This window comes from Pseudomonas allokribbensis, assembly GCF_014863605.1.
In the GTDB taxonomy this organism is placed as follows: domain Bacteria; phylum Pseudomonadota; class Gammaproteobacteria; order Pseudomonadales; family Pseudomonadaceae; genus Aquipseudomonas; species Aquipseudomonas allokribbensis.
Genome location: NZ_CP062252.1, coordinates 2,849,218 through 2,869,435 on the forward strand (window position 1 = coordinate 2,849,218; position 20,218 = coordinate 2,869,435).

The following is a 20,218-nucleotide window of genomic DNA, read 5'->3' on the forward strand; positions in this document are numbered from 1 at the left end:
CGTGGTGGTTGCCAAACGTCCCCTTCAGGCGAGGGGAGCCTTCCCTGACAGGCAGGCGACAGCCAACGGCAAGAACGACTGGCGACAGTGGTTCCCGGCTACGTGAACGCCTGATCCGTCTGGATCCGGTGGAGCGGGTCAGTTGATTCGCGCGGGTTCGAAGTGTCTGTCTCGACTCACGCGCAGGCGTCGTCAGCCAAAACCGTCAGGCCTCGCGGCGGGCGTCAGTAATGAGGTTTGCCGGAGCGGCAAAGGGGGGGAGTTCACCTGTACGTTGGTCATCTTTCTGTCCTTGATAGAAAGCAACGAAACACAGGGATAGGTCGTAATAACCCGCAACCACAAAAACCATCCCTGATTTTTCTTCCAGTGCGGCTGATGGCGCCCATCGAGAGATGTTTGCCAAATGGCCAGCATATCGCCAGCCACGCAACCCTAGCCCCGTTTGTACGGGGCTGCCAGAAAAAGCGCCGAACGGTCATGGCCGCTGCTATCCTTCGTCGATTGCGAGATAAATAGTGGAAAAAAACGGCCTATGAACACGAATCGTGACCAATTTCCCTTGCCTGAAGACCTCAAGGTTTTCCTCACCGTCATCCGCAAGAACAGCTTCGCCAGCGCCGCCTATGAATTGGGCTATTCGCCGGCCTACGTCAGCAAGCGCATCGCGGTGCTCGAAACCACGCTCTCGACAAAGTTGCTGCACCGCACGACCCGGCGCATTGCGCTGACCGACGATGGTGAACGAGTGCGGATCTGGGCGGAAAAACTGCTGGGTGATTTCGATGACTTTCTCGGCGAGATTGCCCAGGCCCGGCACCAGCCGGCGGGTTCGCTGCACATTTGCAGCAGCTTCGGTTTCGGCCGCAATCACGTCGCGCCGGCGATCAGTGAACTGTCCCGAACGTGCCCGAAGCTCGACATTCGCCTGGACGTATTCGATCGCGTGGTCGATCTGGTGGGCGAGGGCTTCGATCTGGAAATCCTCGTCGGCGATGACCTGCCGGGCCAGCACCTGGCGCGCAAACTGGTCAGCAACCGGCGAGTGCTGTGCGCCACGCCGGAGTACCTCGAACGCCGGGGTACGCCGCAATCGCTCGAGGACCTGAAGGATCACGATTGCCTGGTGCTCAAGGAGCGCAACAATTCATTCGGCATCTGGAACCTGACCCGCGACGGGCAAGAAGAATCGGTGCGGGTCAGCGGCCCGTTGTCCTCCAACAGTGGCGAAATCGTGATGGAGTGGGCCTTGAGCGGCGGCGGGATTCTGTTGCGCTCGATGTGGGACGTCAAACCGATGCTCGAACAAGGGCGGCTGGTGCAGGTGTTGGAGGATTACACCCAGAGCGCCAACGTCTGGGCGGTGTACCCGACACGGCTCAGCGAGTCGGCCAAATTGCGGGTGTGTGTGGAATTTCTCGAAGAGTATTTCCGCGACTTGTCGGTTGAATGAAACCGGGTGGTTCAGTGAACCACCCGGTTTTTTGTTTTCAGCCCAACCAGGGATTTTCCGCGAGATGCCGCGCTTCAAAAGCGCGAATCTGCTCGGTGCGTTGCAGCGTTGTGCCAATGGCGTCCAGCCCCAGCAACAGTGACTGTTTGCGCAGTTCATCAATCTCGAAAGCGATCAATGTGCCGTCCGCCAACTCGATGGTTTGCTCGGGCAGGTTCACGCGGATGTGCGCGGTCGCCGGAACGCTGATGACGTCGGCGACCTGTTTGAACTGCTCTGCATCGAGTTGAATCGCCAGCACGCCGTTGCGCTGACAGTTGTCATAGAAAATCCCGGCAAACGTGGTGCCGATCAGCGCCCGGATCCCGACCTGCTTCAAGCCCCACACCGCGTGTTCCCGGCTGGAACCGCAGCCGAAATTGGGGCCCGTCACCAGAAACGCCGCGTCCTGCCAGGCCGGTTGGTTGAGCACGAAGTCAGGGTCGGGTTCACCGGAGGCTAGAAAGCGCAGATCGAAAAACAGCCCTCGATCCAGCCCCTGACGATCAATGCCCTTGAGGAACTGCTTGGGCATGATCACATCAGTGTCGATGTTGGACGCGAGGAACGGCGCGGCACTGCCGCTGATGATGGTGAAAGGTTGCATGGCTCAAACTCCCGGCGCGAAGGCGCGAACGTCAGTCAAATGTCCGGTGATGGCGGCTGCCGCGACCATTGCCGGGCTCATCAAGTGCGTGCGCGCACCCGCGCCCTGGCGGCCTTCGAAGTTGCGGTTGGTGCTCGATGCGCAGCGATCACCGGTTGCCAGTACGTCGTCGTTCATCGCCAGGCACATCGAGCAGCCTGATTGCCGCCACTCGAAACCGGCATCGAGAAAGATCTGCGCCAGCCCTTCGTCTTCGGCCTGATCGCGTACCCGCGTCGAGCCGGGCACGATCATCGCCCGCACGTGAGCCGCGACTCGCTTGCCGCGCACCACGCGGGCCACGTCACGCAAATCTTCGATCCGCGCATTGGTGCAGGAGCCGATGAAGGCGTGGCTGATCACCACTTCGTTCAGCGGCGTGCCGGGTGTCAGGCCCATGTAATCGAGGGCGCGTTGCAGGCCCTGACGCAGAATCGGGTCGGGCTGGCCGGCCGGGTCCGGCACTCGTCCGCCAATCGGGGCGGCCTGATCCGGGCTGGTGCCCCAGGTGACCATCGGTTCCAGCGCGGTGACATCTAGGCTGACTTCACGATCGAACACCGCGCCATGATCGCTGTGCAGGGTTTTCCAGCGCTCGACGGCCTGTTCCCAGATTTCCCCTTTGGGCGTGCGCGGCTTGAGTTGCAGATAGGCGAAGACCTTGTCGTCCGGCGCCATGAACGCACCACGGGCGCCAGCCTCCACGGCCATGTTGCAGATGGTCATGCGCGCTTCGACGCTGAGGTCGCTGATCGCCGGGCCAGTGAATTCAATCGCATAACCGGTGGCCCCCGAAGCGCCGATCTTTTCGATCAGGGCCATGATGATGTCTTTCGACGTGACGCCCGCACCGAGCTCGCCATTGACCGTTACGCGCAAGGTTTTCAGGCGTTTGTAGACCAGGGTTTGCGTCGCCAGCAGGTGTTCGATTTCCGAAGTGCCGATGCCGAAACCGAACGCACCCAGCGCGCCGTAGGTGGTGGTGTGGCTGTCACCGGCCGCCACCACCATGCCCGGCAGAATGAAGCCTTGTTCCGGTGCCACGACGTGTTCGATGCCCTGGCGCTTGTCCAGCACGTCGAACAGCTCGATGCCGAAGTCGCGGCAGTTCTCTTCGAAATACGACACCTGCCGCGCACCGCCCGCGTCGGGCATGGTCGCAGTGCGGGTCGGCGCTGTAGGGTTCACATGATCGACCACCGCCAGCGTGGCAGCCGGGCGCCAGACCTTGCGCCCGGCGTCGCGCAAACCGCTGAAAGCTTGCGGGCTGGTGTATTCGTTGGCGACCTGGCGGTCGATGTAAAGCAGCACGTGGCCCTGATCGTCGAGGGTGCAGACCGTGTGACTGTCGATGTGTTTCTGGTACAGGGTTCTCGGGCTGGGCATGGCGTTGGCTCTTTTCTGTCAGGGGCAAAAAAACGGCTACTGACAGAATATTGATCGCCGAAACGGCATCAAGAGCGCTTTGGTGAAGCCGTTGAACACGCATTGTGAGCAATTGAAAGTGCTCGCTGCCGCTTTGAGCGGCAGCGAATGATTACGCGGTAGCGTCGAAAGCCTCGTGATACTTCACGACACCGACCGGCAATTCCCCGCCAAACGCCAACGCCTGAAAGTACTCCGCCGGAATCCCCGGCAACTCCAGACCTGCATGGGCCTTGAAGCCGAAGCGGCCGTAGTAGCCCGGATCGCCAAGCACCACGCAGCCAACCCCGCCAATGCGCTGCAACTCCGCCAGCGAGGCTTTCATCAGCGCCGAGCCGATGCCTTGCTGCTGGCGGGTCGGGCACACGGAGATCGGGCCCAGGCCATACCAGTCTTGTGTGCCGGAGGAAATCGTCACAGGTGAAATGGCGACATGGCCGACCACCGTGTCGTTCTCGACGGCCACCAGCGAAACGCTGAGCTGACCGGCGCGGCGCAAGGCGTTGACGATGAATTGTTCGGTGTGGCTGGAGTGTTCTTCGTGCTGGAACGCGGCCTCGGTGATTCGGGCGATGGCGTCGATGTCTTCGGGGCGTTCGTTGCGGAGGGTGATATTTGTATTCATGCGTTCTCGGGTATCCCGGTCGATCAGGGTTCGAAGAGTTTCGAACAGCGGATCGGCGTTGGTGTATTGCTTGCCGTAGGCCAGGTTGAAGCCATAGTCGAAGTCTGGCGGATTCTTGCCTTGAGTGTGTTGTAAAAGTGTTTCCAGCTTGTCCAGCGCCTTCACCGCTTTGGCTTCGGGAGAACGGGCGTTTTCGTAGTCGTCCCAGAGCACGAGGATTTCGTTTCTCAGCGCGTCGTCCAGGGAACGGGTGAGCAGCAGCAAGTCGTTGCGCTCCTGTTCACCTTTGTCGGGGAAGTCGGCTTTGTTGACCGCCGGGATATCACCGTTGATGGCTTCGCCGAGGTCGTGGATGACGCACATTTTCAGGACTTTCAGCACGTCGAGCCCGGCCAGGTCATCGGCGAACAAGATCGCCATCAGGCACAGGCGCCAGCTGTGTTCGGCGGTGCTTTCGTTGCGACCGGAGGAGGTGTGGGCGCTTCTGAGGACGTCCTTGAGCCGTTCTGCTTCGCGCAGAAAGTCGAGGCGTCCCTTGATTTTTTCGAGGTTCATACGGTGGCCGGGATAAAGAGAGCAGGGCTCAAAGCCTAGGCCCGGCCTCGATCATCGTCCACGCATAAAATATGCGGCACGCGGCCTACAGCGTTTCCACCAGCCGTGCGGCGGTGCCGTCCGAAAGTGCGATCCGCGTCCAGCGGCAAAGACTTTCGCGGATGGGGACAAGGGTTGAATCATTGTGGCCGGTGACGAATTCCAGTGCTGGTGGCGCCTGGACTTCTCGCCAGCCAGCGTCATCCAGCAAGGACTCCTTGTGCTGGATTTGCGCCGTCGCAAAGCGCCACAGCGATTGCCCCAGCAGATCGCTCAGCGGACTGCTGAACTGCGCGGCGCGGGCCGGGGAGCAGGCCAGCAGGCGATGGGTCAGATCGCAGACCAGGTGAACCGGGCGTGCACTGTCCGTAACCAGTCGTGCGAGGGCCTGATCGGCCGCGCTGTCGAGTCGTGCTGCGAGCAAAGTCTCGAGTTGCCTGTGCGCCTCCGGGTCCATTGCCTGCATGCCGCTTTCCCAGCGGGAAATCGTCGACTGGGTGACCTTGAACAACTCGGCGGCGTGGCTCTGCTTGACGCGATGCAGCACTCGCCAGCGGCGCAGGGCGATGCCGGGCAGACTGGGCTTCAACAATGTGTCGGGCATGGCGATGGATCGCAAAAGGAAGGCGGGCCGACAGTCTGAAGACTGTCGGCCTGTGCTGCAAATCGACGCGATATCAGGTCATTCCGACAGCCTGGCGATCACCTTGATCTCGAACTGAAAGCCATACAGCCACGTCACGCCGACCGCCGTAATGGTTGGATGCGGCGCCTCGCCCCAGAACTCGGGCACCACTTCCCAGATGGTTTCGAAAGTTGATTGCGGGTCGACCATGAACACGGTCACGTCCACCACGTCGTCGAAGCTGCCGCCGGCCGCGCCGAGAATCGCATTCAGGTTGGTGAAGGCCAGGCGCACCTGTTGTTTCAGATCTGGCTCGGGCGAGCCGTCCTCAAGACTGCCGACCTGGCCGGAGACAAACAGAAAACCGTTGGAGCGTACGGCCGGCGAATAGCGATTGCGCTCGTAGAGGGCATGGCGTCCGGGCGGGAAAACCACGTCACGTTTTGGCTGGGTGTTGGTCATGGAGTGTCTCCTTCAATGGGTTGAAAACCTGCGATGGAGAAACTCTAGGGACTTGCCTCTTCGCGATAAACGCGCAACCTTGGCGATCACTGTTTGTAAATCCCAAACAATCGAGCCGCTATTAGAGGTTGGCTATGGACCGTTTTGACGCGATGCAAGCCTTCGCCCGGGTGGTGGAGGCGGGGAGTTTCACCAAAGCCGCCGAAACCCTGCACATGAGCAAGACCACCGTGACCCATCTGGTGCAGCAGCTGGAGGCACGCCTGCGGGTCAAGTTGCTCAACCGCACCACGCGCAAGGTCAACGCCACGGCGGACGGCGCAGCCTATTACGAGCGGGTGATCAAGTTGCTAGCCGATATGGACGATGCCGAAACCAGCCTTCCCGGCGCGGCGGCGCAGCCCAAGGGACGCTTGCGGGTCGATGTGCCGAGCCCCTTGGCCAATCTGATTCTGGTGCCGGCGCTGCCCGAGTTTTGCGCGCGCTATCCGGAGATCCAGATCGACATGGGCGTCAGTGACCGAATCGTCGACATCATCGATGAGAACGTCGATTGCGTGGTGCGCGGGGGCGAGCTGCGGGATCAGTCACTGATGGCCCGGAAAGTGGCGGATCTTCAACTTGGCGTGTATGCCGCGCCGAGCTATCTGGCCCGTGCCGGCACCCCGGCGCATCCCCGAGAACTGGAAGACAGCCATCATCGGGTAGTCGGTTTCCTCTGGGCGCGCACCGGCAAACCCGTACCTTACGCCCTGCACAACGAACACGAAGATCTGCAGATCAAGGGCCGCCATGTGCTTGCCGTCGATGACGGCAATGCCTACCTGTCGGCGGGCCTCGCGGGGCTGGGCGTGTTGTGGCTGCCCAAGTACATGTCCAAGGCTCACGAGGCGAGCGGTAATCTGGTGCCGCTGTTCGAAGACTGGCGCCTCGATCCGATGCCGCTCTATGTCGCCTACCCGCCGAACCGCCACATCAGCCGCAAGCTGCGGGTGTTCATCGACTGGATCGCCGAGGTAATGGCCCGCCACGCACCGGTCATGGATCGCTCAGGTTCGCCAGCAACCACTCGGTAAAACTGCGCGCCATCGGATCGCTCTCGCTGTCGCGGTGGGTCAGCAGTGCCCAGTTCGGGCCGCGAATGGTGTCGTCCACCAAGGGCTGCAACAGCCCGTCGGCCCGGGCCTTGCGGCTGAGCAACTGGCTGACCAGCGCGATGCCGAGCCCGCCGCACGCCGCGTCCAGTAGCAAACCCGGATCGGAGAAATTCAGGCCCTGATCCTGCTGGCCGACGTCGATCCCGGATTCCACCGCCCAATGGCTCCAGTCCATTTCTCGCTCGCCGTGCAGGGTGGTGCGCTGTGCAGGCGGAACCGCCAGCAGACTTGGATGGCACGCCGGATAGAGTCGATCCGCGTGCAGCACTTTGAAGCTGCATTCGGCCTGGGAGCTGATGTCGTCGCGCACCGCCAGATCGATGGTCTGGGTCGCCATCTCCGGCACTTCGTCGGTGCTGAAAATCCACAGGTCCACATTCGGGTGCTGGCGGCGGAAATCCCCCAGCCGTGGCAGCAACCAGTGCCGGGCAAACGCCGGCGTGGTGTTGAGCACCAGTTGATTGGGTTTCTGGTATTGCCCCAGCCGCCGAATCCCGACCGACAGTTGCTGCAGCATCGCCTGAGTGGTGCTGAGCAGATCGTGGCCGGCGTCGGTCAGGCTGACGCTGCGTCCGCTGCGGAAAAACAGCGGCTGCTCCAGGTATGCCTCAAGGCTGCGAATCTGCTGGCTGATGGCCGATTGCGTGAGGCTCAGTTCCTCGGCGGCTTTGTGAAAACTGCCCAGCCGCGCGGCCGCTTCGAAGCCGCGCAACGAGCTGAGGGGTGGCCAGTGTTTCAGCATGATCGATAAGTTCCTCTAATCAGTTTTCCGCTAAATCCATCGTTTGTTTGCCCGTAAGGCCGCCATTAGCATGCACGTCAACGCCGCCAAGGCTGTTTTCATTGAACACAATGGCTTAACTCAAAGGGCTTTTTACCATGCAGCAGAACAAAAACAACAACAGCGGTTGGATGATGCCGGCAGAGTGGGTAACGCACGCCGCGACCTGGATGGTCTGGCCACACAATCAGGCCCTGTGGGAGTCGGGCTGGGGCGTGACCTTGCCGTTGGTGCAGGAAGATTTCGCTCGCGTCGCCAACGCCATCGCCCGGTTCGAACCGGTGAAAATGGTTGTCGATCCGTCGGCCATCGCCCGTGCCAAAACCTTGTGCGGACCGAACATCGAACTGATTCCGCTGGCAGTCAACGACAGCTGGTGCCGCGACTCCGGCCCAAGTTTCGTGGTTCATCCGGAGCAAGGTCTGGCCGGGGTGAGCTGGCGCTTCAACGCGTGGGGCGGCAAGTCGGCCCACGACCTGGACGAAAGCCTGGCCCGCCGCGTGCTCAATCACCTGGGCGGCGAGTGCTTCGGCACGGCGCTGAGCAACGAGGGCGGCGCGATCCACGTGGACGGCGAGGGCACGTTGATCACCACCGAATCGGTGCTGCTCAACCCCAACCGCAACCCCGGCGTTAGCAAAGCCGAGATGGAAGAGATCTTCAGCCGTCTGCTCGGCGTGAAGAAAACCATCTGGCTGCCGGGCGATCCGGATTACGTCACCGGCGATATGACCGACGGCCACGTCGATGGCGTCTGTGCCTTCGCTCGCCCTGGTGTGTTGCTGGTGGACGCCACCCATGATCGCAGCTCGGTGTACGCCGAAGTGGTGCGGGAAAACCGTCGCGCACTGGAACTGGCCACCGACGCCCAGGGCCGCAAATTCGAGCTGATCGAGCTGTATGAAGCCACCGATGCGGTGGACACCGAAGCCGAAGTGTTCTGCGCCTCGTACACCAACTTCTACATCGCCAACGGCGCGATCATCATGCCGGCGTACGGCATCGAGGCCGACCATGTCGCGGCAGAAACCCTGGCCAAGGCGTTCCCGGGACGTGAAGTGGTGCCGGTGCAGATCAATCATCTGGCCCATGGCGGCGGCGGTGTGCACTGCATCACCCAGCAACAGCCAGCCTGGCCGGTGGAGGGTTGATCGATGACGATGCTGAAAGTCGCTACTACCCAGATGCCGTGCACCTGGGATCTGAAAAGTAACCTCGATCGCGCCGAGCAGTTGGTGCGTGAAGCGGCCGCACAGGGCGCACAAGTGATCCTGTTGCAGGAGTTGTTCGCCACGCCGTATTTCTGCATCGAACAGAGCCACCATCACATGGCGCTGGCCGAGGAGTTTCGCGACAGTCAGGTGCTGTCGCGCTTCGCCGCGCTGGCCCGTGAGCTCGGCGTGGTGCTGCCGCTGAGCTGGTACGAGAAGGCCGGCAATGCCTACTTCAACTCCCTGAGCGTGGCCGATGCCGACGGGCGTTTGCTGGGTGTGTACCGCAAGACCCACATTCCCAACGCCATCGGCTATCAGGAGAAGGAATATTTCAGTCCCGGCGACTCCGGTTTCAAAGTCTGGGACACCGCGTTCGGCCGCCTCGGCTTGGGCATCTGCTGGGATCAGTGGTTCCCGGAAACCGCCCGCTGCCTGGCCTTGATGGGCGCTGAAGTGCTGCTGTTCCCGACCGCCATCGGCTCGGAACCGGGCTGCGCGGATCTGGATTCGCGCGACCATTGGCAGATGACCATGCGTGGCCACGCTGCTGCCAACCTGCTGCCGGTGATCGCTTCCAACCGCGTTGGCCGCGAAGTGGCGGGTACCGATGCGACGCTGCAAATGAATTTCTACGGCTCGTCGTTCATCTGCAACCACAAGGGAAAAATGCTCGCCGAAGCCGATCGCGCCAGCACCGGCGTTCTGGTGCAAAGCCTCGATCTGGCAGCCATGCGTGAAGAGCGCCTGAGCTGGGGCATCTACCGCGACCGTCGCCCGGAAATGTACGGCGCCTTGTTGAGCCAGGACGGCCGTCACCTTCACGCCCGCTGGAACCCTCAAGGAGTCTGATATGCCTACTTCACACAAGTGGTTGCTGGGCGCTCTGGGCCTGGCGCTGGCCGGTTTGATGCCGGCCGTGCACGCCGAAGACAAGACATTGCGGCTGTACAACTGGGCGGATTATTTCGCTGAAGACACGCTGACAAAGTTCACCGCCGAAACCGGGATCAAGGTGATCTACGACGTGATGGACGGCAGCGAAACCCTGGAAGCGAAGATGCTCTCCGGTGGCAGCGGCTATGACTTGATCTTCCCCGGCGACACCGTGGCCGAACGGCTGATGCGCGCCGGCAGCCTGTTGCCGCTGGATCCTTCGAAGGTCACGGCGATGAACGACATCGAGCCGGGCCTGCAAAAGCTGCGCAGTCATTACGAGCATTCGAACAAGGCCACGGTGCCGTATACCTGGGGCACCATCGGCCTGACCTACAACGCCGAGCAGATCAAGCAGCGCATGGCCGACGCCCCGGTCAATAGCCTGGACATGCTGTTCAAACCGGAACTGGCCGCCAAGTTTGCCGATTGCGGAATCTCGATGATCGACTCACCGGACGAAGTGCTGGCCGTGGTGCTCAATTACCTGGGCCGCGATCCGCGCAGCGCCAAACCTGCGGATCTGGCGGCAGCCAGTGACTTGTTGATGAAGCTGCGGCCGCACATCCGCAAGTTCCAGTCGCAACCGGTGACCGATCTGGTCAACGGCAACCTGTGCCTGTCCCTCGGCTACAGCGGTGACATGACCCAGGCCCAGCGCACCTCGGACAGTGCCGGCAAACAGACCCGCTTCCAGTACCGCGTTCCCCGCGAGGGCACCACGGTGTGGATGGACACCATGGCCATTCCGGTCGATGCCAAACACCCGGAGTACGCCTACGCGTTCATCAACTTCGTGATGCGCCCGGAGAACATGGCCGCGATCAGCAATTTCACCGGTTACCCGACCTCCAACGCCAAGGCCCGGCCAAACGTGGATGAGGCCATGCGCAACAACCCGGACATCTACCTCGACGAAGCGACCTATGCTCGTCTGATACCGGGCAAGGACATTCCCCAGGCCGATATGCGTGCCCGCATGCGCACCTGGACCAAGTTCAAGACCGCCACTGCAAAGTGATTTTTCCGGGCCGCTTCGGCGGCCCCTTACACCACAGGAACGTACACATGCCGACTCGTCGCGAGTTCATCAAACAGGTTTCAGTCGCCGCCGGCGTAGGCGCTGCCGTCATGGGCCTCGGCCTGTCCCCGGCGCGGGTGCTGGCGGCCAGCGAAGGTCGCTGGTTCATGCCCGACGAGGGCGACAAACACGAACGCGCCTACATGGCGTTCGGCGCGCAGGACGCGATCTGGGAAGATTTCACCGAAGACGTCCAGGAAGCGCTGGGCCGGATCGCCCGCGCCATCGCACGTTACGAGCCGCTGACCATTTACTGCCGCAGCGGCGAACGCAGCCTGGCCGAAGAGATTTGCGGCACCTCCAACATCACCTACCAGATCGCCAACCTCGACGACATCTGGATGCGTGACATCAGCGCCAACTTCGTCATCGATGACAAAAGCGGCCTCGGCGCGGTGGACTTCAATTTCAGCGGCTGGGGCAACAAGCAGCAGCACTCCAAAGACGCGAAAATCGCCCAACGAGTGGCGCAAGACGCACAAGCGACCTACATCCGCAGCGAACTGGTGGGCGAGGGCGGCGGCATTGAGGTCGATGGCCACGGCACCGGGATCATGACCGAAAGCTGCTGGGTCAACAGCAACCGCAACCCCGGCTGGAGCAAGGCTGACGTCGAGGCGGAACTGAAGGCACGGCTGGGCCTGCGCAAAATCATCTGGCTGCCGGGCATCAAGGACAAGGACATCACTGACGCTCACGTCGATTTCTACGCACGCTTCGTCAAGCCTGGCGTGGTCATCGCCAACCTCGACACCGACCCGAAATCCTACGACAACAAGGTCACGCTGGCGCACCTGGAAATCCTGAAAAAGGCCACCGATGCCGACGGTCGTCCGTTGCAGATCCACACCGTGTCGCCACCGCTGAAACCACGCAAGACCAAATTCAACAAGAACAACGACGACTTCGCGGCCGGTTACATCAACTACTTCGTCATCAACGGCGCGGTCATCGCCCCGGAGTTCGGCGACAAGGACGCCGACAAGAAGGCCTTCGACCTGCTCAAGCAGCTCTACCCGAACCGCGACGTGGTGCAGATCAACATCGACGCCATCGCGGCCGGTGGTGGCGGGATTCACTGCGTGACCAGTCACCAGCCGGCGTAAGGGCCGCGTTCAGCGAAACCGTGGGGGAATCGCCTCGGCAAAGGGATAGAAGTCAAACCACGGTTTGGCTTCTTCAAGGACCTGTTTGAAAGCGGGGCGCTGAACCAGCCGCTCGAAATAGGCATTCAAGTGGCCATGGTCGCCGGGGAACGGCACCAGCGTGTTGGCGTAAAACAGGGCCGGGCTCGCGGAGCAATCGGCCATGCTGAAGTCCGGGCTGGCGATCCACTGACGGGTCGCCAACTGACGTTCGAGCATGCCGTACGCGGTGTTCAGCAGGGTGCGCTGGCTGGTCAGGTCGCCGTGTCGGTCGTGGATGCGGTCGGCGACAATCTGCGACATCGGCGTCATCACGTAGTTGTCGAAAAACCGGTCCCAGAGGCGAACTTGCAGGGCCGTGTCCCAATCGTCGGGGATCAGCCGACCGGCTCCGGCATGGTAGTGATCCAGATACTCGATGATCACGCTCGACTCCGGCACGCTGCGCTGGCGGGCACGATCATGCAGCACCGGGAATTTGACCAGCGGCCACAGAGCCCGCAGCTCAGCGCGCTCGGCTTCACTGGAAAGGTCGATGACACGTTTGTCGAACGCGGTGCCGTGTTCGTAAAGGGCGATCAACACCTTGTGGCAGTAGGACGACAACGGATGGTAATAGAGGGTCAAGTCCATGGTTCAACGCCTCGCGTTGGTGGTGAAAAGCACTACACAGGTATAGCGCGCCTGCGCACGGCCATGCATTTGATTTCCACCAGCAGCCCCGAACGCTGAATCGGGTCACTTCGCGCGAAAGTACCGGATCAGGTTGACCGATTTTGTGAACACCGCGTAAGCCACCGCTGCGATCATGAGTCCGGCCACGGCCGGGCCGACCGCATTGAGGCCGGTAATGAGCAGCATGTAGAGCGACAGCATCAGTATCAGCACGACATAACTGGCGAGTGTCTGTCTAAAGAACGCCAACAGCAGCGGGATGAATGCCACTGCCACCGAGTGGATGGCCACCGCCTGCAAAATCTCGATTATCAGATACGAGAAAGCATCTTTGCCGCTTGCTTGCGTGGCGATCAGCCAGGATTCGTTCATCAGCCAATTCAGGCCGCCAACCACCATCAGGCTGATGACGACAATCAGCGCCATGTTTTTTGCTCGGCTACTCATTGGTCTTCATTGCGCCCATGAGCGGCCGCCGCCAGTTGTTCGGTATCCACCCGAACAAACACCGAATCACCCACCGCCGTCAGCACCTCCCCGGCATACACCTCGCAGATCACCCGGCTCTTGCGCCCGACTTCACCCTCGACTTTCGCCTTCAACGTCAGCGGCACGCCCATCGGTGTCGGTTTGATGAACTTGATGCCGAGGTTGCCGGTGACGCAGTTGATGCGCGGCAGGCTTTCCGCTTCGCGGCTTTCCGCGCGGTAGTGGTAGGCCATTGCGGTCCAGTTGGAATGGCAGTCCACCAGCATCGCGATCAGGCCGCCGTAGACCAGCTCCGGCCAGCCGCAGTATTTGGCTTCCGGGATGTGTTCGGTCATGACGTGCACGCCGTCCTCGTGCCAGAAACTCTTGATGTGCAAGCCGTGCGGGTTGCTGCTGCCGCAGCCGAAGCAGACGCCGTCGGGGGCGGCGGTGTCTTGCAGGGAAGTGTCGAGGGTGGACATGCCGGGGTCATCCTTAAACTGTTAGCCGAACCGGGCGGATTCTAACCCTGAATAAAGGATGAAGCGTGATTTAGTCCGGCGCCAGATCCCCATACCAGTAAGCCGCCGTGACACCACCATCCATGAGGAAGTCGCTGCCGGTGATGAACGTGCCCTCGGGTCCCATGAGCAATGCGCCGACGGCCGCCACTTCATCCGGTGTGCCGCCACGCCCGGCGGCGCTGCGTTCGATCATGCGCCGGTAGCCTTCACCGCGCGGGCCGCTCAACTCATCCCGGGCCAGTGGCGTGAAGATGATGCCCGGGCTGATCGTATTGACCCGTGCACCCCGTTTACCCCAACGCACGGCCTCTGCTATGACCCGCAGCGAGTTGCCGCGTTTGGATACTTGATAAGCATGCAACGGGTCGCTGATGCGCTCGGCCGACAGCGTCGGCAACGCCAGCAGTTCCTCGGTCGGTGTCGTGGCCAGCGCCTTGTTCTGTTCAGCGCTCAGCGCCGGCAAGCGGTGACCGGATTGCGAGGCAATCACGATGGCCGAACCGCCGGCAGCGATGACCTGGCCGAATTCCTCCAGTACGACGGCCGTGCCGTACAGGTCGACGCGCAAAATGGTTGCGGCTGACGCTTGCGAGGGCGAGACCCCGGCCGCATGAATCACCCCGCTGATGTCACCGAGGGCGGTAGCGGTCCGGACCAGCGCTTGCACCGAGGCGCGAGAGGCGACGTCCACCACGGTGGTGGTCACGTCGAAACCTGCATCGAGCAAGACCTTTGCTGCTGCGTCGGCGTTTTCCTGCTTGATATCGGCCAGCACTACATGCTTGCCGGCACTGACGCGCCGGGCAATCGCCTGGCCGATGGCGCCCGCACCGATCACCACGATTACTTTCGCTGAATTGTTCATGGGTTCATCTCACGTGAGAGCCGGATTCCCGACGAGGTGAACGACTCTATATTGCTGCTGATTGCTCAACAATATAGGGTTGGCTGCATGCCTTAGTGAGGGATTTTCATCAATGTTGCGCGCAGATCTGCCGGGCCTTACCGCCTTCATCGCCATTGCCGAACAGCGCAGTTTCAGTGGTGCAGCGCGGGTGTTGGGAGTGTCTTCGTCGGCGCTCAGCCATTCGATGCGCAATCTGGAGGCGCGCCTGGAAATGCGCCTGTTCAACCGCACGACGCGCTCGGTGTCGCTGACCGAGGCGGGGGAGCAGTTGCTCAACGGGGTTCGACCGTTGATGAATGACCTGGCGAACGTGGTCAACGAGGTCACATCTGCCCGGATCAGTCCCTCAGGTTCGATCCGCATCAGCGCTTCAGAGTCATCGATCCGGCCGCTGATTCGCCACGTGGTTCCTGAGTTCATTGCCCGTTATCCGAACATCCACATCGAGTTCGTGGCCGACGCTGCGCTGCAAGACATTGTCGGCGACGGTTTTGATGCCGGCATCCGGCTGATCGATGACGTGCCACGCGACATGATCGCCATTCGCTTCGGGCCTGACGTGTGTTTCGCTGCCGTGGCCTCGCCGGACTACCTTCAACAGCATCCGGCGCCACAGGTGCCGCAGGATCTCAAGGCCCATCGCTGCATTCGCTTTCGCTTCACCGGTGGTGGTCTGTTTCGCTGGGAATTCAAACAGGGCGAACAAAGCGTCAGCCTGGATGTGGAAGGTCAGTTGACGATGGACAACCTCAACCTGATGGTCGAGGCCGCGCTGGCCGGTGCGGGAATCGCCTGGGTGCCGCAGTCACTGGTGGCGGAGGCTCTGCAGGCCGGATGGTTGGTCCGTTTGCTGGAGCAATGGAGCCCGAATTATTCCGGGCTATGTCTGTATTACCCGGCCAACCGTCATCCGCCCACCGCGCTGCGGTTGTTCGCTCAGGCCGTGCGGGACTGGGCGAGCCAGGGTGTGTCGTAGCTTTGCGTCAGATCAACAACCCCGGCGTATCGCGGCGCATCAGCTACGTTGCGCCAGGTTGCGTTGAAACTCTTCGAAGCTGCAGGGCAGGGTTGTGGCCTTGCGCTTTTTCGACTTGTCGCGCTCGTCCGGCAGTTGATCGCTGAGCTCCCAGACCTCGAGCATCTTCGCGTATTCGAAGGCGTGGCGCGGGTCGGTCTGAATCCATTGCTGGAATTCCAGGCGCTCGTCAGGCGTGCAGGTATCGTCTTGCAAACGCAGGCACCAGTGCGCCGCTTGCGTCAGGATTTCTTCGTCTGCGTCGTTCATTGACGGTTCCCAGGATGGCCGAAGCGAGCAATTTACGTGGCGTCTTGCAAAAAAAACGTCAAAGCACGGTGAGGATTTAGTCCGCGTCGCGGACAGAACGCGCACCCGCCGGACAGATCGCGCCACCATTTACGCTTTTCGAAGATTTGCCATATTCAGTCACATTGCGTTGTAGATAGTGGGCAGCCCAACCGGTTTCCAATGAGGCTGCATCGTGTTTCCACGTCTTCTGTGTTCGCTGTCCGTGTTGAGTCTGTCCATCGCCGCCGCCCACGCGGCCGACCTTGATACCCCGCGCCTGAAGGGCATCGACAACTTCCGCGATATCGCCGGTATCACCACGGCCTACTCGACGACCCACGACGGCACGATGCGCGCCGGTGTGTTCTACCGCTCCAACGCGCTGACGCCGACGGCGTCGGACCTGGCGATCCTCAACGGTCTGGGCATCAAGGCCGTTTATGACTTGCGTACGCCCAGCGAAATCGCTGGCACGCCGGACACGATGATCAGCGGCGCGACCTACCAGAACATCGACATCATCGGCGCCACCACCTCGGGTGCGAACATCACCACCGTCTCGTTCAAAAGCGCGGCCGATGCGGTTGCGATGATGCAGGAGACCAACCGTGCGTTTGTCAGCGACGCCGGCATGCGTGGTCAGCTCAATGTGTTGTTCAACGAACTGGCCGGCGTCGACGGTGCCGCGCTGTTCCATTGCACCGCCGGCAAGGACCGCACCGGCTGGACGGCGGCCGTGCTGCAAAGCATCGCCGGGGTCGACAACGCCACGATCATGAGCAACTACCTGGCGACCAACGATTACACCGCCACCCGTGTGGCCAAGACCCTGGCGATGATGCCGCCGAGCATGGCCGCGATCTACGCGCCGCTGCTGGGCGTGGAGGCGAGTTACCTGCAAGCCGGCCTGGATCAGGTGACCGCGCAATACGGCAGCATGGACAACTACCTCAAACAGGGGTTGGGTCTGTCTCAGGAAACCATTTACGTGCTGCGCGGCAAAATGGTCGAGTACAACAGTCTGCCCGGTCAGGCAGGGCTGATCGGCAACGCCGCGGCTGGCGCGCAACTGTTGCAGGAGTTGCAGAACAGCAAACTGTCGGGCACCTACAGCGCCTACAACTACTACCTGCAATCGGCCATCGACGCCGGCACCCTTGGCGGCGTCGAATCCACCGTGGGCGGCCAGGTGCACGCCGATGCGGCGAGTTATCTGCTGCGTCAGAACGCAATGATCGAGCAGGCCGCTGCGCCGTTTGCCAGTGGTACCGACCTGAAAGTCGGCCAGTACCGGTTGTGGAGTACCGCGCTCGCCGGCTACCTGGGCACCGACGGTTCGGCCCATGCCCAAAGCAGCAATGAACACAGTCAGGGCCTGATGGTCGGCATCACCCAACGCTTCTCCGAGCAACTCAGCGCGCGCGGCGGCATCGGTTACAGCAAAGGCACAGTTGGCGGGGCGGGTGGCGAGGCCGATACCGATTTCACCTTCTTCGACCTTGGCGCGCGTTATGGCTTCACGAGCCTGGAACGAGGCCTGTTTGTCGATGCCAACATCAGCGCCGGTTACGTCGACTACGACAGCAAACGCGACCTCGGCGGTGGCCTCGGCTCGGCGAAGGGCGACACCCACGGCAACCTCAGCGGCGCGACGCTGGCGCTGGGTTATCGCATGCCAGTGAACAGTGTGATTCTGGAGCCAAGCCTCGGCCTGCGCGTCAGTCGTCTGGATCTGTCGGGCTTCCAGGAGAAGGGCAGCGAACTGGCCCTCGACGTTGATGGCATCCAGCAAACCCGGCGCAGCGCCGTGGCCAATCTCGACGTCTCGTTTGCCCCGATGCCCATGGGCGCGTGGCAACTGGTGCCGGGCGTGCGGGTCGGTTATGAGCGTGTGCTCGGCGATCATCAGGTCGACAGCGAAGGGCACCTGCTGGGGCTGGATATCGAACAACGCGCGGCGTTCGACAATCGCGATCAGTTCAGCGGCGGCGTCAACCTGATGGCCAACCTCGGCGCCCTGAGCCTGGGGGCCGAAGTCGGTGCCAGCGGTGGGGGCGACAGCCACGGCTTCAGCGGTGGGCTCAAGGCCAGTTATCAGTTCTGATCAACCTGAAGGTGAAGAAAAAGGACTGCCTCAGCGCAGTCCTTTTCGCATTTCTGCGGGGCTCACGCCGTAGGCATCCTGAAAATACTGGCAGAACCGGCCGACGTTGCTGAATCCGTATTGCAGGGCCACATCGGTCACCGAAGACGATTGGCCGTGCTTCAGCGCTTCGCAGGCCCGCTCCAGCCTGACCTGGCGCTGATACGCGACAATCGACGTCCCGACGAACCGCCGGAAGCCTTCCTGCAAGGCCCGCAGGCTGACGTTCACCAGTCCTGCCAGATCCGTCCCGCTGACCAGTTGCTCGGGATGCGCCTGAATGTATTCGATGGCCTGCTTCACATGTCGAGGTGCAATCGATGCCTCGGGGCGGCGCAAGGCTTCGCTGAAGTTGTGCGGCCAGGCTTCCAGCACCGCGTCCACCAGCATTTCCCGCAGGCGCGACGGCATCAAGGAACCGGCGTTCAACAACAGATCGAACTCGGTGCCGGTGGCCAGATCGATCAGCGCGCGAATGCCCTGAAACGCCGGGCTGTTCAGATCCACCCTCGGCTCGAAATGCAGCTTGTGCACGATCGGTCGGCCCAGCAGCGACGACAGCCGTTCGGTGAGCGCTGCGCGGCTGATCGACATGCCGTGCTGGGCGTGATTGTCGACGAAACGCATTGAACGCAGGTCCGCCTTGTCGATGGCCAGCCCGATGTGCGGCAGGCCCAGGGATTCGGCCGAGTCGTTGAAGATGATCCGGCCGGCAGTGGGAATCACGAAAGTGATTTCATCGTAGGGTTCGGGGAACGCCACGGTGAAATCGCCCCGGTAATGCATGCGCCGGAAACTGACCCCGTCGTGCCGGCCGTACACGCCGCCGATGATGATGTCCTTGGGCGGTGGCGGTGTGTCGCCATAACGATTTCCGAACATGCGGGAAAACAACGCGCCGAAGTCGTCGCAGGACATATCGGCGGATCTGAGGATGATGGTCTGGCGCGTCGGGCTTGAGTACACCGGGAGGGTCACCTTGGCAGTCGGGGCAAAGAGGCGCGAGGACGTTAGCAACCGAGAGTGACAGCGACATGACACAAACGGATTACGGCGTTTGCCAGTGCGCCTTCAGGAAGTCGATAAACACCTTCACCTTGCGTGTATTGCGCCGATGGGCCTGATACAGCACGTAGATCCACGGTCCGAAAGCGCTGGGCTCACGCCAGTATTCGGGCATCAATTCCACCAGTTCGCCCCGGGCGAGATACGGCGCGGCGCTCCACTGCGGGAGAAATTGCAGGCCCTGGCCGTCGAGCAGGCAGGCCAACAGGAAATCGTAATTGTCGCTGGCGATGCGCGGCGTCGGCTGGGTCATGCGCAGGCGTCGCTCGCCCTGTTTGACCCACCAGAAATGCCGGTTGAGCAACGGATGACGGAAGATCAGCCAGTCGTGCTGGTGATAGTTGTCCAGTGACACATCGCTGCCCTTGCGCGCCAGATAGGCCGGGCTGGCGCAGAGCTGTACGCGGTTTTCCACCAGCGGTTGAGCGATCACCCCCGGCAGGTCGATCGGCCCGTCACGCAGCGCCAGGTCGTAGCTGCCATCGACCGGGTCGTCGTAGTTGTCGCTCAGATCCACTTCGAGATTCACCTGCGGGTGCTCGTTCAGGAAGCGACAGCACACCTGATTGAGAAAGGCCGGGGCGAAGGAGGGCGGGGCGATGATACGCAACTCGCCGCGCAATTCGTGCTTGAGCTGTTCGACGCCTTCGCTCGCCAGTTGCAGTTGCAACAGCGCCTGACGCGCCCCTTCCAGATAGATCCGCCCGGCCTCGGTCAGCGCCATGCGCCGGGTCGTGCGATCGAACAAGCGGCTGCCGAGTTCTTCTTCCAGTTGCGCCACGGCCTTGGTCAGGGCCGACGGCGTGTTGCCGAGCACCTCGGCGGCACGGCTGAAATTACCGTGTTCGGCGGTGGCGACGAACATGGTCAGGGCGCTCATTTTGTCCATTGATCTATTCCTGATGGGCACAGAAGTTGTGCGTGAGACGGCATTCAGTTATCCGGCGGGC

At 61.7% G+C, this 20,218-nt stretch carries 21 protein-coding genes and 1 pseudogene; 8 read left to right on the top strand and 14 right to left on the bottom strand.

The features are described from left to right. Positions 1–535: 535 nt before the first annotated feature. Positions 536–1,453, top strand: a complete 918-nt coding sequence (locus IF199_RS12960) for a LysR substrate-binding domain-containing protein (RefSeq protein WP_192560646.1) — start codon at positions 536–538, stop codon at positions 1,451–1,453. A gap of 37 nt (positions 1,454–1,490) precedes the next feature. Here IF199_RS12960 and leuD read toward each other — a convergent pair whose 3' ends face one another. From leuD to IF199_RS12985, 6 genes and pseudogenes are all read right to left on the bottom strand, one after another. After that, positions 1,491–2,099, bottom strand: a complete 609-nt coding sequence (leuD, locus tag IF199_RS12965) for a 3-isopropylmalate dehydratase small subunit (protein ID WP_192560647.1) — start codon at positions 2,097–2,099, stop codon at positions 1,491–1,493. A 3-nt stretch (positions 2,100–2,102) separates the two neighbouring features. Beyond that, positions 2,103–3,524: a 3-isopropylmalate dehydratase large subunit gene (gene leuC / locus IF199_RS12970; protein WP_192560648.1), complete on the bottom strand. Its 1,422-nt coding sequence runs from the start codon at positions 3,522–3,524 to the stop codon at positions 2,103–2,105. A gap of 151 nt (positions 3,525–3,675) precedes the next feature. After that, positions 3,676–4,188 carry a GNAT family N-acetyltransferase gene (locus IF199_RS30365; protein WP_244142481.1) on the bottom strand — a complete coding sequence of 171 codons (513 nt, stop codon included), beginning with the start codon at positions 4,186–4,188 and terminating at the stop codon, positions 3,676–3,678. Continuing rightward, positions 4,186–4,743 (bottom strand): annotated as a pseudogene (locus tag IF199_RS30370) (HD domain-containing protein); the annotation flags it as partial. The gene IF199_RS30365 and the pseudogene IF199_RS30370, both read right to left, overlap by 3 nt. Before the next feature lie 85 nt (positions 4,744–4,828). Next, positions 4,829–5,386 (bottom strand): helix-turn-helix domain-containing protein, encoded by a 558-nt coding sequence (locus tag IF199_RS12980; RefSeq protein ID WP_096821653.1) that lies wholly within the window; start codon positions 5,384–5,386, stop codon positions 4,829–4,831. Positions 5,387–5,464: 78 nt separating this feature from the next. After that, positions 5,465–5,869 carry a RidA family protein gene (locus tag IF199_RS12985; protein WP_192560650.1) on the bottom strand — a complete coding sequence of 135 codons (405 nt, stop codon included), beginning with the start codon at positions 5,867–5,869 and terminating at the stop codon, positions 5,465–5,467. 134 nt (positions 5,870–6,003) lie between these two features. Between IF199_RS12985 and IF199_RS12990 the strand changes: the two genes are divergently transcribed. Next, entirely contained in the window at positions 6,004–6,945 is a 942-nt protein-coding gene (locus tag IF199_RS12990) for a LysR family transcriptional regulator (RefSeq protein WP_192560651.1), read from the top strand. Here the strand turns inward: IF199_RS12990 and IF199_RS12995 are convergent. Beyond that, positions 6,908–7,768, bottom strand: coding sequence for a LysR substrate-binding domain-containing protein (locus IF199_RS12995; protein WP_096821656.1), 861 nt, complete (start codon positions 7,766–7,768; stop codon positions 6,908–6,910). The two genes, IF199_RS12990 and IF199_RS12995, sit on opposite strands and share 38 nt — an antisense overlap. A gap of 137 nt (positions 7,769–7,905) precedes the next feature. Between IF199_RS12995 and IF199_RS13000 the strand changes: the two genes are divergently transcribed. Genes IF199_RS13000 through IF199_RS13015 form a run of 4 tightly spaced genes read left to right on the top strand, consistent with a single transcriptional unit; the run spans position 7,906 to position 12,141 of the window. Then, complete coding sequence (locus IF199_RS13000; protein ID WP_192560652.1) at positions 7,906–8,958, top strand: agmatine deiminase family protein; 1,053 nt, start codon at positions 7,906–7,908, stop codon at positions 8,956–8,958. A gap of 3 nt (positions 8,959–8,961) precedes the next feature. Further along, positions 8,962–9,870: an N-carbamoylputrescine amidase gene (aguB, locus tag IF199_RS13005; RefSeq protein ID WP_192560653.1), complete on the top strand. Its 909-nt coding sequence runs from the start codon at positions 8,962–8,964 to the stop codon at positions 9,868–9,870. Between the two features lies 1 nt (position 9,871). Then, the gene (locus IF199_RS13010; RefSeq protein WP_102621663.1) at positions 9,872–10,975 is read left to right on the top strand and encodes an extracellular solute-binding protein; all 1,104 of its coding nucleotides are present in this window, start codon (positions 9,872–9,874) and stop codon (positions 10,973–10,975) included. 47 nt (positions 10,976–11,022) lie between these two features. Beyond that, the gene (locus IF199_RS13015; protein ID WP_096821660.1) at positions 11,023–12,141 is read left to right on the top strand and encodes an agmatine deiminase family protein; all 1,119 of its coding nucleotides are present in this window, start codon (positions 11,023–11,025) and stop codon (positions 12,139–12,141) included. A gap of 9 nt (positions 12,142–12,150) precedes the next feature. On the opposite strand, the gene IF199_RS13020 is transcribed toward IF199_RS13015, so the two are convergent. The 4 genes from IF199_RS13020 to IF199_RS13035 all read right to left on the bottom strand — a co-directional run bounded on the left by IF199_RS13020 (position 12,151) and on the right by IF199_RS13035 (position 14,712). Then, the gene (locus IF199_RS13020; protein WP_192560654.1) at positions 12,151–12,813 is read right to left on the bottom strand and encodes a glutathione S-transferase family protein; all 663 of its coding nucleotides are present in this window, start codon (positions 12,811–12,813) and stop codon (positions 12,151–12,153) included. Positions 12,814–12,918: 105 nt separating this feature from the next. Then, positions 12,919–13,281 carry a hypothetical protein gene (locus tag IF199_RS13025; RefSeq protein WP_192560655.1) on the bottom strand — a complete coding sequence of 121 codons (363 nt, stop codon included), beginning with the start codon at positions 13,279–13,281 and terminating at the stop codon, positions 12,919–12,921. A gap of 17 nt (positions 13,282–13,298) precedes the next feature. Beyond that, positions 13,299–13,805, bottom strand: a complete 507-nt coding sequence (locus tag IF199_RS13030; protein ID WP_192560656.1) for a PaaI family thioesterase — start codon at positions 13,803–13,805, stop codon at positions 13,299–13,301. A 70-nt stretch (positions 13,806–13,875) separates the two neighbouring features. Beyond that, a complete protein-coding gene (locus IF199_RS13035) occupies positions 13,876–14,712 on the bottom strand; it encodes an SDR family oxidoreductase (protein ID WP_192560657.1) in 837 nt (278 codons plus the stop codon). A gap of 112 nt (positions 14,713–14,824) precedes the next feature. On the opposite strand from IF199_RS13035, the gene IF199_RS13040 reads away from it, so the two are divergent. Continuing rightward, complete coding sequence (locus IF199_RS13040; RefSeq protein ID WP_192560658.1) at positions 14,825–15,730, top strand: LysR family transcriptional regulator; 906 nt, start codon at positions 14,825–14,827, stop codon at positions 15,728–15,730. Positions 15,731–15,769: 39 nt separating this feature from the next. Here the strand turns inward: IF199_RS13040 and IF199_RS13045 are convergent, their stop codons facing one another. After that, entirely contained in the window at positions 15,770–16,039 is a 270-nt protein-coding gene (locus IF199_RS13045) for a FecR/PupR family sigma factor regulator (protein WP_192560659.1), read from the bottom strand. A 214-nt stretch (positions 16,040–16,253) separates the two neighbouring features. Here IF199_RS13045 and IF199_RS13050 point away from each other — a divergent pair, with 214 nt between their 5' ends. Continuing rightward, the gene (locus tag IF199_RS13050) at positions 16,254–18,164 is read left to right on the top strand and encodes a tyrosine-protein phosphatase (RefSeq protein ID WP_192560660.1); all 1,911 of its coding nucleotides are present in this window, start codon (positions 16,254–16,256) and stop codon (positions 18,162–18,164) included. A 30-nt stretch (positions 18,165–18,194) separates the two neighbouring features. Here IF199_RS13050 and IF199_RS13055 read toward each other — a convergent pair whose 3' ends face one another. After that, positions 18,195–19,169, bottom strand: coding sequence for a helix-turn-helix transcriptional regulator (locus IF199_RS13055; protein ID WP_102621655.1), 975 nt, complete (start codon positions 19,167–19,169; stop codon positions 18,195–18,197). Positions 19,170–19,251: 82 nt separating this feature from the next. Then, positions 19,252–20,157: a LysR family transcriptional regulator gene (locus tag IF199_RS13060; protein ID WP_102621654.1), complete on the bottom strand. Its 906-nt coding sequence runs from the start codon at positions 20,155–20,157 to the stop codon at positions 19,252–19,254. Positions 20,158–20,218 lie beyond the last annotated feature (61 nt).